Here is an 11,246-nt window from a genome sequence, read left to right as displayed (position 1 = left end):
ACACATCTTCGAGCGAACTGGCGAGCGCATCGTCGAAATCGTCATCGAAAGCAGCTTCAACAGCCGGCGCGGATGCTTCGGCAACACCAGAACGCATGTCGTCGGCAGCAACGGCATGGGCAGCCTCATCCCCCGCTTCGTCGTCCAGCAGGAAATCCTGTTCGAGCGCCGCGGCAAGCTCGTCGTCCCCAAGCTCGTCGTCCACCGCGTCAGTGGCATCGAAAACCGGCTCGCGAACCTCGGCGGCGCTGTCATTATCGTCGGCGCCGAATTCGCCCATCAACTCCTTCTCGAGGTCGATGTCGAAATCGCCGTCGTCCACCGGCTGGGTGACGGGAGCCGCCTTCGGCTTGACCGGCTGGCGCGGGTCGAACCCCATGATCCTGGTCAGTTCCGCGAACGGATCATCGTCGGCGATATCGTTTTGGGCGGCTGCTCTCAGCTGGGTTCTGTCTGCCATTATTGTTCCCGAACTCGCACTCATTCGGACGCCATGGACGTCGCGTAGGGTTGGCCCTTACCAGCGCAATGTGGGCAAAAGGTGACAGGTTTTTTAGTCAAACCTAACGCATTTCGGTGGGCGCATCGGCTCCGATCAGCGTCAGGCCGGACGTCAAAACGTCCGAAACAGCCTGCACCAGCCCTAGTCTGGCATGCGTCAATTGTCGGTCGTTAACCTTAACAAAACGTAAGTCGGGATTTTCGGTGCCGCGGTTCCAATGTCCGTGGAAGCTGGAGGCGAGATCATAGAGGTAGAATGCCAGCCGGTGCGGCTCGAGCGCAAGGGCCGCGGATTCGATCAGCCGCGGATATTCCGCAAGCTTCCTGATCAGGCCGATCTCGCCTTCGTCGGTCAGCAAGGCGGTGGCGGCGGCCAGCCGACTGCGGTCGAAATTGGCCTCGCCCAACTGCTCGCTCGCTTGCCGGAACACCGAATGGCAGCGCGCCGAGGCGTACTGCACGTAGAACACCGGATTGTCCTTCGACTGCTCGGTCACCTTGGCGAAGTCGAAATCGAGCGGCGCATCGTTCTTGCGGTAGAGCATCATGAAGCGGATCGGATCGCGGCCGACTTCCTCCACCACTTCGCGCAGCGTCACGAATTCACCCGACCGCTTCGACATGCGCACCGGCTCGCCTTCGCGAAAAAGCCTCACCAGTTGGCAAAGCAGCACGGTAAGTTTCACCTCGTCGCCGGCGATCGCCCGGGCGAGCGCTTCCAGGCGCTTCACATAGCCGCCATGATCTGCGCCGAGCACATAGATCAACTCGACGAAACCGCGATCGACCTTGTCCTTCAAATAGGCGACGTCCGCGGCGAAATAGGTGAAGGTGCCGTCAGACTTGACGAGCGCCCGGTCCATGTCGTCGCCGACCGCTGTCGAGCGGAACAGCGTCTGCTCGCGATCCTCCCAATCGTCCGGCTTCTCGCCCTTGGGTGGCGGCAGCTTGCCTTTGTAGATATGGCCCTTGAGCGTCAGGTCGTTGATGGCCGAGCGGATTTTCCGGGCGTTGTCGGCGTGCAGCGTGCGCTCCGAGAAAAAGACGTCGTGATGCACATTGAGCAGCGCCAGATCCTCACGGATCATCGCCATCATCGCATCGATCGTCCTGTCCTTGACGATGGCAAGCGCTTCCTCGTCCGGCATCTGCAACAAGGAGCGGCCAAATTCGCCGGCCAATGCCTGGCCAACCGGGATCAGATAATCGCCCGGATAAAGCCCGGCCGGAATCTCGCCGATCTCGTCGCCAAGCGCCTCGCGGTAACGCAGCATGACGGAGCGGCCGAGCACGTCGATCTGCGAACCAGCGTCGTTGATGACATACTCCTTGGTCACGTCATAACCGGCGAAAGCCATCAGATTGGCGAGCGCATCACCAACCACGGCGCCGCGGCAATGGCCGACATGCATCGGTCCGGTCGGGTTGGCCGAGACATATTCGACATTGGCCTTCTTGCCGCCGCCAACCGTCGAGCGGCCGTAGTTGCGGCCTTCGCCGAGCAGCGCGGTCAGATGCACCTGCCAGAACGCATCCTTGAGCCTGAGGTTGACGAAGCCCGGACCGGCAATTTCGGCGGCGGCAATGTCGGTGTCGGCGCGCAGCGCCTGCGCCAACCTTTCAGCCAGAGCACGTGGCGACTGGCCGGTCGGCTTGGCCAGCACCATTGCCGCATTGGTCGCCAAGTCGCCATGGCTGGCGTCGCGCGGCGGCTCGACGGCGATGCGCGATAGGTCCAGCGTACCGCCGTCCTTGTCTTTCAAATCAAGCGCTTCGACAGCTCTGGTGATTCGCGCGTTGAAATCGGCGAAGATGTTCATTGGTGTGGCTCTGGCGGCTTTGCAGGGATCCGGCTCATTGGCCGGCAAAATCGAGCCCGCCCTAGCTCAATTCAGGCGTATGGTCAAACAAACGGCGGTGTTCTTTCAAAGCGTAGGTATCCGTCATGCCCGCCAGGAAATCGGCAACGCTGCGCGCCTTGATGCGATCGTCGGCCCGGTCGAGCCCTTCGCGCCAGCCATCGGGCATGGCGCGCGGATCGGCGAAATAGACCTCGAACAGCTCCTTGACGATCTGCTCGGCCTCGGTGCGCACGCGCATGACCTCTTTGTGCCGGTAGAGATGCTTGTAGAGAAAGGCCTTCAATTCCTTTTCCGACGCGGCCATTTCGGCGGAAAAGGTCACCATCGTCTCGCCTGCCACCCTCACCGCGTCGGCGCTCTCCGGCTTGATGCGCGCAAGGTTCGCGGTTGTCGACACGATGACATCCTCGACCATCATAGTGATCTGCCGTCGCATCAGTTCGTGCCCTGTCCTCACATCGTCCAGCGCCGGATAGCGCTGGCGCACGCCTTCGAGGATCGATCCAGGCAAAGAGATCTTTTCCAGCATGTCCAGTGTCAGGAGGCCTGATCTCAGGCCGTCATCGATGTCATGGGTGTTGTAGGCGATGTCGTCGGCGATCGCCGCGCATTGCGCCTCGATGCCGGCAAAGCGATCAAGCTCGAGGTCGTGCAACTCCGAATAGTCGCGGATCGCTTGCGGCACCGGCCCCTTCAAGCCCTTTCCCCTGGCGTCGGTCAGCGGTCCGTTGTGCTTGACCAGCCCCTCCAGCGTTTCCCAAGTGAGGTTAAGCCCGTCGAACTCGGCGTAGCGGCTCTCCAGCCGCGTCACCACGCGCAGCGATTGTGCATTGTGGTCGAAGCCGCCCCATCCGGCCATCTTCTCGTTCAGCGCGTCCTCGCCGGTGTGGCCGAAGGGCGTGTGGCCGAAATCGTGCACCAGCGCCACCGCCTCGGCCAGATCCTCATCGCCGCGCAGCGCCCGCGCCAAGGCGCGCGCAATCTGCGCGACCTCGATCGAATGGGTCAGCCGGGTGCGGTAATGGTCACCCTCATGCGCGACGAACACCTGCGTCTTGTGCTTTAGCCGGCGGAACGCCGTCGAATGGATGATGCGGTCGCGGTCGCGCTGGAACGGCGTGCGGGTCGGGCTCTCCACCTCGTCGAACAGGCGCCCGCGCGACTTCGCCGGATCGCAGGCATAGGCTGCGCGCGGCCGATAGCCGAACCCGATGTCGCCCAACTCGTTGGTCATCGCCGATACCGCAGTTGACTTGCCCACTCGCGCTTCATACCTATCATGTGAAACCGAAAGCAAGGTGACGCCCATGGGCGCTGATGCCAAGACTGCCATGAAAGTCGAGATGACCGACGCCGCCGCCAGGCGGATCGCCAAGATTGTATCTGGCGAAGCCGGCAAGAAGGCGCTGCGCGTTTCGGTCGAGGGCGGCGGCTGCTCCGGCTTTTCCTATAAGTTCGATCTGGTCGATACGCGCAACGATGACGACGTCGCGATTGAGAAAGACGGCGCCACCGTGCTGATCGACGACCTCTCGCTGGTCTATATGGGCGGCTCGGTGATCGATTTCGTCGACGATCTGATGGGCCAGTCGTTCCAGATCAGGAACCCGAATGCGGTCGCCTCGTGCGGCTGCGGCACCAGCTTCAGCATTTGAAGATATGAAGCCGCTCCTCGTCGGCCATGAGGATCCGATGACGGTCCTTGTCGCCCGCGAGATAGAAGCGATTTCCGATGTCGATATCGTTGGCTGGGCCAACAGCCACACTGCGCCTCCGAGCTACGCTGAAGACGCTGCCTACGTGCAGCTCGCGCGATGCAACCCGCGGAACGCGGTTAGGCTTGCGAAAGCTCATGGCCGTTTGAGGTCGCTGGTCGCGCGAAGTTTTCCCGATTTCAACGATAAGTCCGATGAGGCCAAGGAAATAGCACGTAAGCTGTTTCTTCGACGCATACGGACTTACCTTGATGGCGAAATCGAACCATTTCAGATCTGCCGTATGGTGTCGCCGATTGAAGACAAATACGATTTTCCCCTCTGGCTTGGAGACCTCTACAACGGCTGCGATTGGATGGATGAGAATGCAACGCGCGAGCAGGCATCGCATCTGCGATGGATGATAGAGCAAATACTCGCGGAAAATGCCGAGCTCCAATCTTTCGGGAGTGAGTGAACATGCGCCGCGTTGGCGCGGTCCGTCAGGTCGCGCTTTCAGCCGGACGCGATCTCGATGCAACGCTGGCGTTCTGGCACGACGTGCTCGGCATGGCGGTCCACGTGCGCTTCGATCCGCCCGGCATCGCCTTCATCATGGCCGGCGACGTGCGGCTGCTGTTCACCGATGGCCTGCCGGCCGGCACCGTCTATCTCGATATATCAGACCTCGACGATTTCCACGCCTCGGCAAAAGCCGCCGGTGTCCCCTTCACTGCGCCGCCGATGCTCGTCCATCGCGATACCGAAGGCCTGTTCGGGCCGGCGGGGGAAAGCGAATGGATGGCCTTCCTAAAGGACCCGGCAGGCAATACGATCGGCCTCGTCGAACGTCATCCGCCGGAACAGCAATGAGGCCGCCATGAAAATCGTCACCTGGAACATCAACGGCGTTCGGGCCCGCATCGGCAATCTGACCCATTGGCTGACGGAGAGCGCGCCTGATATCGCCTGCCTGCAGGAGATCAAGACGGTCGACGAGCAGTTTCCGCGCGCCGAGATCGAGGCGCTTGGCTACAACGTCGAAACCCATGGCCAAAAGGGCTTTAACGGCGTCGCCATCCTGTCGAAGCTGCGCTTCGACGAGGTTATCAGAGGCCTGCCTGGCGACGATGCCGACGAGCAGGCGCGTTTCATCGAGGGCGTGTTCTCAACCGACAAGGGCGCGTTGCGCGTTGCCTCGCTCTATTTGCCGAACGGCAACCCAATCGATGACGAGAAGAAGTTCTCCTACAAACTGTCCTGGATGGCGCGGCTGGAGCGCTGGGCCGAGGAACGGCTCTCGCTCGAAGAGGCGCTGGTGCTGGCCGGGGACTACAATGTCATCCCCGAATTCATCGACGCGAAATTCCCGGAGAACTGGCTGGGCGATGCGCTTTTCCAGCCGCAGACGAGGCAGGCGTTCCGGCGGCTGAAGAATCTCGGCTTCACCGAAGCCGTGCGCGCGGTCACCGACGCGCCGGACACCTATACATTCTGGGACTATCAGGCCGGCGCGTGGCAGAAGAACAACGGCATCCGGATCGATCACTTGCTGCTTTCGCCCGAAGCCGCCAACCGCTTTTCCTCAGCCTCGATCGAAAAGCACGTGCGCGCCTGGGAAAAACCCTCCGACCACGTGCCGGTGGCCGTCGAGCTGGCTTTTGCGCCAATCTGATTATTTCGAGGTTCGGATCGCCCGGATTCCCGGCCGATAGACCGTCATATCGCCACAATCCGGGGTTCCGCTGCAATTCGGGTTCGGCTGGGATTCAGGATGACGATCAGGTTTGCGCTTTGCCCATGTGCTGCGGCGCTCGCCCTCGCGGCGAACCCGGCTTTTGCCGACGCGGAATGCCTGGCCAACGGAAAATCATTCCAGATCGGCCAGGTCGCCTGCCTGACGCTTTCCGGCCAGAGCCACCTCGCCCGTTGCGACATGGTTCTCAACAACACGTCGTGGACAAAGATTCGGGACGATTGTCCGGAAAATACGACGCCGCGTCCGCACGCCACGCCAATCTCGACACCGGCGCCAAGCCCGGTGCCGGCGGAGCCCATCGAGAACTGATTTTTACGCGGCCGGCGCCGCCCCTCATTGCCCTGCCGGGCATTTCTCCCCGTATAGTGACGGGGAGAAAGACGCTGTCATCACTGATTTCGCCAATCACCAGCGTTGCAGAAAGTGCGCCAAGGCTGCAGCAAGCGCCCTTCTCCCCGTCACTATACGGGGAGAAGCTGCCGGCAGGCGGATGAGGGGCGGCGCAAAGCTTCGAAAGCTGAATTCGCCACTCTAAAGAGTTCCAGTTCAGTCCTCAGCGAGCGCCAATCCTATTGGTCGCTGCCGCCCTTGGTGAGGATGTCATCGGCCAGCGAAATCGCAGTACGGCGGTCGGCCTCGCCCGCCGCAGCGAACGCCTCTTCCTGCATGCCGCGTATCCATGGCTGGTCGGAAGGTGAGGCCCGTTCAAGTGCCGCGGTCATCATTGCCAGTCCCCGAACGATCTTGCCGCTCTGGAAGAGCAGGTTGCCGAGCGTCGCCTGCGCACCGGCATGGCCCTTTTCCGCAGCGAGCTGGAACCAGCGTCCGGCCTGCTTGATGCTGGCCTTGACGCCGCCCTTGCCGTTCAGAAAGATCTGGCCCATCTCGAACTGCGCATTCGGGTTGCGGTAGTTGGCGGCGGCACGCATGTAATATTCCTGGGCCGCCACCTCGTTCTCTGTGATGGGGCTGCCGGGGATGCCCTTCCTCAAATAATCGCCGAGCGCCACGAGCGCATCCGATACATAGCTCTCTTCCGGCGAGCCGGGCTCAACGTCCTGGTCAACGATCTCTGAGAAGAACTTGAATGCCGCGTAATCGTCGCGCTCCACGCCGTCACCCTCGGCATACATGCGCGCAAGCTTCCAGGTGGCGCCGATCTGGCCATTTTCGGCTGCGTATTTGTAAGCTTCCGCGGCCTGCTCCTTGCGGCCGTTCTTGTAGGCAGAGAAGCCGAACTGGAACACCGCCCACGGGCTCGACTGCGGCTTCACGCCGGTCTTGTCGTCGAACACCTTATCATCGAAGGCCACGGCCTGGCCCGCGGCGCCCAAGGTCGCGCCAAAAGTGGCGATCGCGACCAGTGCCGAAAAGACAGACGACCTCAGCAACTCAGATATCCGCATAACAATGTGTTTCTTTCGCACCACCGGGATGGGTGACCGCGCCGTCGCGGGCTGGCCCAACCGTTTGTGCATATTTCCAGATCGCGCCCGACTGATAGTCGGTCGCGCGCGCCTTCCATGCCTTTGCCCTTGCCGCCAATTCGGTATCGGACAGATCAACCTCGATCGTGCCGTTCACCGCGTCGATCGAGATCAAATCGCCATCCTTGAGCAGCCCGATCGGACCACCCACGGCAGCTTCCGGCCCGACATGGCCGATGCAGAAACCGCGTGTCGCGCCCGAAAAGCGTCCATCGGTGATGAGAGCCACCTTGCCGCCCATGCCCTGGCCATAGAGAGCAGCCGTCGTCGATAGCATTTCCCGCATGCCCGGACCGCCGCGCGGCCCCTCGTAGCGGATGACGAGAACCTCGCCCTCGCTGTAGCTGCGATCCGTAACCGCCTGGAAACATTCCTCTTCCGAATCGAAGCAGCGCGCCGGACCAGAGAATTTCAGCTCCGACATGCCCGCGACCTTCACGATCGCGCCTTCGGGGGCAAGGTTTCCCTTCAAGCCCACGACACCACCCGTTTGGGTGATTGGTCGGTTGGCGGGACGGACCACATCCTGGCTATCATTCCAGGCTACATGCTCCATATTTTCGGCTAAAGTGCGGCCGGTCACTGTCAGGCAGTCGCCATGCAGATAGCCGTGGTCGAGCAACGTCTTCATCAAGAGCGGAATACCGCCGGCCTCGAACATGTCCTTGGCTACATATTTGCCACCCGGCTTCAGGTCGGCGATGTAGGGCGTCTTCTCGAAGATCCTGGCCACGTCGAAGAGGTCGAACTTAATCCCCGCCTCATGCGCGATCGCCGGCAAATGCAGCGCTGCGTTGGTCGAGCCGCCGGTGGCCGAAACCACAGTTGCCGCATTCTCCAGCGCCTTCAGCGTGACGATGTCGCGCGGACGGATATTCTTTGCGATCAGCTCCATGATCTTTTCGCCGGAGGCGAAATTGAAGCGGTCGCGCATCTCGTAGGGCGCCGGCGCCCCGCAGGAATAGGGCAGCGCCAGGCCGATGGCCTCGGCGACGGTGGCCATGGTGTTGGCGGTGAACTGGGCACCGCAAGAGCCGGCCGACGGACAAGCGGCCTGTTCGATTTCGAGGAGTTCGGCATCACCGATCGTGCCGACCGAGTGCTGGCCGACGGCCTCGAACACGTCCTGGATAGTGATTTGCCGGCCCTTGTAGGAACCGGGCAGGATCGAGCCGCCATAGATGAAGATCGACGGCACGTTGAGCCGCACCATGGCCATCATCATGCCGGGCAGCGATTTGTCACAACCGGCAAGGCCGACCAGCGCATCGTAGCAATGGCCGCGCATAGTGAGTTCGACGGAATCGGCGATGACCTCGCGCGATACCAGCGACGATTTCATGCCCTGATGGCCCATGGCGATGCCATCGGTGACGGTGATGGTGCAGAATTCGCGCGGCGTGCCATTAGCCGCGGCGACGCCCTTCTTGACCACTTGCGCCTGGCGCATCAGCGAGATGTTGCAGGGTGCCGCCTCATTCCAGCAGCTCGCGACGCCGACCAGCGGCTGCGCGATCTCGGCCGCCGACAATCCCATCGCATAGAGATAGGAGCGGTGCGGCGCACGCGCCGGACCGACGGTCACATGGCGGCTGGGCAGCTTGGCCTTGGAGATGACTCTGTCGTCCATACTCTTCCTTGCCGCGGGCGATGCGGCCCTGCCCCATTGCCGAGCCTGTTGGCACGTGTCCCGAGACAAATCCGAGGTGCGCCGGGTTTATGGCGGGAAATAGGCAATGTCCCCGGGCGCCCTTGCGGCGCGAGGGTTGCCCAGAAACTGTTGCCAAAACGTCACAATCGCAGGAGGCATAGGGACGCGGCGTATTTGCGACGCCGCTTGGATGTTCGGGAAGGCCACTCGAACAAAAAAGCCGGGCATTGCCCGGCTTTTTTCTATTGAAAACCTGCACTTAGAACTTAATCTTAACCGAAGCTGAGCCAGCAAGGAGCAGATCGTCGCCGTAGGTGTAGGTAATGGCATTTGCCGTGTCGCCAACACCGGTGAAGGTCGACGACCCACCGGTCAGCACACCGATCGAGCCACCAAGTCTGACCTCGATCTTGTCGTTCGGCGAGTAAGAAATGCCGCTGGCCACGGACCAGGTGTCCGACTGATAGCCGGAAGTCGTCGAGGTTCCACGATCCCAGGTCAGCGAAACCGCGCCAGACAATTGGTCGGTGAACTTGTGAGCTATGCCGCCCGTGACCGTCCAACCGTCGCGATACAGCAGGTCGAAGGAAACATCGGAGTCTGGCGAGCCAGGTATGCCGCCGGTTACAGGGCTGCGAACACCTTTGATCGGAATGATGCCAAGCCTGCTCCATTCTTGCCAGCGTATAGAGCCAAAGGCCAGCCAGCCAGGAGCTATGCCGCTCTGCAGCTTGAGTTCCACAGCTTGGGGTATCTCGGCCGAGGCGGAGACAGGAAAGACCCCGGTAGAGCCCGGAATCAGATCGGCTGGAAAGGCGCCCCTAAAACCGGTTGAGTCGACGGTGCCCGACAGTCCATCATATTTGTAGCTCGAAGAGTATATCAGGCTTGCGCGCAAGGCGATTTCGGGAATTTCATAGGCGGTGCCCACGCGCCAGCCCCACGCCTCATCGGAAAGCTTGAATTTTCCGAGCCCGGTATTGCCGAAGGCCAGCAGTGTCTGGCGGGACAGAAACGCATCGACCTCCTGGTAGGAGACGCCGCCGATGAACCGGATGGCGCCCTTACCGACATTTACCTTATAGGAGCAGGTAAGGCCGAAATCATTTGTTTTGACGTAGTATTTGACCGCCGTTGGCGAATAGGCGTTGTTCATTCCGAAGTCTGCCTCCGCACCGTACGGTTCCGTATACGTCGCAAGACAATCCACTGGTTCGAAGATGTTGGCCTTGAAGCCGACGCGCGGCACCGCGTAGTCGCCACCAACGTCTATTTCCGACGTCGACATTCCCGAGCCATCCAGGCGCTGCACATTCTTCAGTGTGCGCTGCGGCGAAACATAGGTGATGCCGGCATCGAACGAATACGGTGCGGCATCAAATAACTGGTCAATGTTGACACCGCCGCGGTCGAAGCCGCCGGCATTCGCAACGCCCGAAATCAATAGCGAAAAGCACCCCGCCCCCAGCAGCGCTTTCAGACGCAAATTGTTCATGAATCTCCTCCCCGAACATTAGTGGGGTCAAGCTAGAACCAATTCAGGTTAACGGCGCAACAACGAATTCTCGATGTGTACACGTACACCTGCGACGACCGCATTTTAGACAAAGTGACAGCTTCACCGCAGAGCCGGAAAACGGCCTATTGGGTTGCAAATCGACGAAAAAATTGAGAAAAATCGCATGAAACGACGCAAAAACAGCCCGTTTTGCAAAAATAAGCCCCATTGTTACATTACGGCAACAATAGGGCCAAAACATTCCGTTTACGTCAAGATTTACGCTGCGGAATGCCTATTTTCGTGGCAAGAAGCCTGTCCGAAAAGCGGGTTCGCAGGCTCGCGAATCCAGATAATTCATCCGGCCTCGCGCACCCGCGTCAGCGCCACCGAAAGCTTTTCTTGCGCCTCGCGATACTCGGCGAGTTTTTCGCGTTCGGCTTCCACGACATCTTCCGGCGCGTTGGCGACGAATTTCTCGTTGGACAGCTTCTTGTGCAGGCGGGCGATCTCCTCGGTCACCTTGACCAGTTCCTTCTGCAGCCGCGCCGCCTCGGCGGTAAGGTCGATCAGGTTGCCGAGCGGCAAGCAGATGGTCGCTTCGTTGAGCACGATCTGGGCGGAGCCCTTGGGCGCCGTATCGACCGGCGAAATCTCGCCGACCCGCGCCAGCCGCTTGATGGCCGATGCCTGGCGCTCAAGCCGTTCGCGGGTCGTGGCATTGGCGCCGATCACCATCAGCGGCGCGATCGCCGCCGGCGGCACGTTCATCTCCGAGCGCACGGAGCGGATAC

General features: G+C 61.0%; 10 protein-coding genes and 2 pseudogenes. 5 read left to right on the top strand and 7 right to left on the bottom strand.

The window, feature by feature from the left end; translation table 11 throughout:
• From EOB36_RS30960 to EOB36_RS30950, 3 genes and pseudogenes are all read right to left on the bottom strand, one after another.
• A pseudogene (locus EOB36_RS30960) lies at positions 1 to 460 on the bottom strand (SPOR domain-containing protein); the annotation flags it as partial.
• A gap of 103 nt (positions 461 to 563) precedes the next feature.
• Positions 564 to 2,321: an arginine--tRNA ligase gene (gene argS, locus EOB36_RS30955; RefSeq protein WP_127205946.1), complete on the bottom strand. Its 1,758-nt coding sequence runs from the start codon at positions 2,319 to 2,321 to the stop codon at positions 564 to 566.
• Positions 2,322 to 2,382: 61 nt separating this feature from the next.
• Positions 2,383 to 3,597 carry a deoxyguanosinetriphosphate triphosphohydrolase gene (locus tag EOB36_RS30950; RefSeq protein ID WP_128286364.1) on the bottom strand — a complete coding sequence of 405 codons (1,215 nt, stop codon included), beginning with the start codon at positions 3,595 to 3,597 and terminating at the stop codon, positions 2,383 to 2,385.
• A gap of 73 nt (positions 3,598 to 3,670) precedes the next feature.
• On the opposite strand from EOB36_RS30950, the gene erpA reads away from it, so the two are divergent.
• From erpA to EOB36_RS30925, 5 genes are all read left to right on the top strand, one after another.
• Entirely contained in the window at positions 3,671 to 4,018 is a 348-nt protein-coding gene (gene erpA / locus EOB36_RS30945) for an iron-sulfur cluster insertion protein ErpA (RefSeq protein ID WP_126106215.1), read from the top strand.
• Positions 4,019 to 4,055: 37 nt separating this feature from the next.
• Positions 4,056 to 4,535, top strand: coding sequence for a hypothetical protein (locus EOB36_RS30940; RefSeq protein WP_128286363.1), 480 nt, complete (start codon positions 4,056 to 4,058; stop codon positions 4,533 to 4,535).
• A 2-nt stretch (positions 4,536 to 4,537) separates the two neighbouring features.
• Complete coding sequence (locus tag EOB36_RS30935) at positions 4,538 to 4,930, top strand: VOC family protein (RefSeq protein ID WP_127205944.1); 393 nt, start codon at positions 4,538 to 4,540, stop codon at positions 4,928 to 4,930.
• 7 nt (positions 4,931 to 4,937) lie between these two features.
• Positions 4,938 to 5,732, top strand: a complete 795-nt coding sequence (gene xth / locus EOB36_RS30930; protein ID WP_095485477.1) for an exodeoxyribonuclease III — start codon at positions 4,938 to 4,940, stop codon at positions 5,730 to 5,732.
• A 99-nt stretch (positions 5,733 to 5,831) separates the two neighbouring features.
• Complete coding sequence (locus tag EOB36_RS30925; RefSeq protein WP_126106212.1) at positions 5,832 to 6,125, top strand: hypothetical protein; 294 nt, start codon at positions 5,832 to 5,834, stop codon at positions 6,123 to 6,125.
• Positions 6,126 to 6,385: 260 nt separating this feature from the next.
• On the opposite strand, the gene EOB36_RS30915 is transcribed toward EOB36_RS30925, so the two are convergent.
• The 4 genes and pseudogenes from EOB36_RS30915 to EOB36_RS30900 all read right to left on the bottom strand — a co-directional run.
• Complete coding sequence (locus tag EOB36_RS30915) at positions 6,386 to 7,222, bottom strand: tetratricopeptide repeat protein (RefSeq protein WP_126106211.1); 837 nt, start codon at positions 7,220 to 7,222, stop codon at positions 6,386 to 6,388.
• Complete coding sequence (gene ilvD, locus EOB36_RS30910; protein ID WP_128286362.1) at positions 7,209 to 8,933, bottom strand: dihydroxy-acid dehydratase; 1,725 nt, start codon at positions 8,931 to 8,933, stop codon at positions 7,209 to 7,211. The genes EOB36_RS30915 and ilvD overlap by 14 nt, the downstream gene beginning before the upstream one ends.
• Positions 8,934 to 9,213: 280 nt before the next feature.
• Positions 9,214 to 10,449 carry an outer membrane protein transport protein gene (locus EOB36_RS30905; RefSeq protein WP_128286361.1) on the bottom strand — a complete coding sequence of 412 codons (1,236 nt, stop codon included), beginning with the start codon at positions 10,447 to 10,449 and terminating at the stop codon, positions 9,214 to 9,216.
• A gap of 360 nt (positions 10,450 to 10,809) precedes the next feature.
• Positions 10,810 to 11,246, bottom strand: a pseudogene (locus EOB36_RS30900) (valine--tRNA ligase); the annotation flags it as partial.

It is taken from the genome of Mesorhizobium sp. M6A.T.Cr.TU.017.01.1.1 (assembly GCF_004023115.1).
GTDB lineage: Bacteria > Pseudomonadota > Alphaproteobacteria > Rhizobiales > Rhizobiaceae > Mesorhizobium > Mesorhizobium mediterraneum.
This window is presented reverse-complemented; position numbering and strand designations above follow the sequence as displayed.

Bases quoted from the DNA above. Each gene is read 5' to 3' on its own strand.
- EOB36_RS30915 (WP_126106211.1), bottom strand. From the start codon at position 7,222: ATGCGGATATCTGAGTTGCTGAGGTCGTCTGTCTTTTCGGCACTGGTC.
- ilvD (WP_128286362.1), bottom strand. From the start codon at position 8,933: ATGGACGACAGAGTCATCTCCAAGGCCAAGCTGCCCAGCCGCCATGTG.
- argS (WP_127205946.1), bottom strand. From the start codon at position 2,321: ATGAACATCTTCGCCGATTTCAACGCGCGAATCACCAGAGCTGTCGAA.
- EOB36_RS30905 (WP_128286361.1), bottom strand. From the start codon at position 10,449: ATGAACAATTTGCGTCTGAAAGCGCTGCTGGGGGCGGGGTGCTTTTCG.
- EOB36_RS30940 (WP_128286363.1), top strand. From the start codon at position 4,056: ATGACGGTCCTTGTCGCCCGCGAGATAGAAGCGATTTCCGATGTCGAT.
- xth (WP_095485477.1), top strand. From the start codon at position 4,938: ATGAAAATCGTCACCTGGAACATCAACGGCGTTCGGGCCCGCATCGGC.
- EOB36_RS30925 (WP_126106212.1), top strand. From the start codon at position 5,832: ATGACGATCAGGTTTGCGCTTTGCCCATGTGCTGCGGCGCTCGCCCTC.
- EOB36_RS30935 (WP_127205944.1), top strand. From the start codon at position 4,538: ATGCGCCGCGTTGGCGCGGTCCGTCAGGTCGCGCTTTCAGCCGGACGC.
- erpA (WP_126106215.1), top strand. From the start codon at position 3,671: ATGGGCGCTGATGCCAAGACTGCCATGAAAGTCGAGATGACCGACGCC.
- EOB36_RS30950 (WP_128286364.1), bottom strand. From the start codon at position 3,597: ATGACCAACGAGTTGGGCGACATCGGGTTCGGCTATCGGCCGCGCGCA.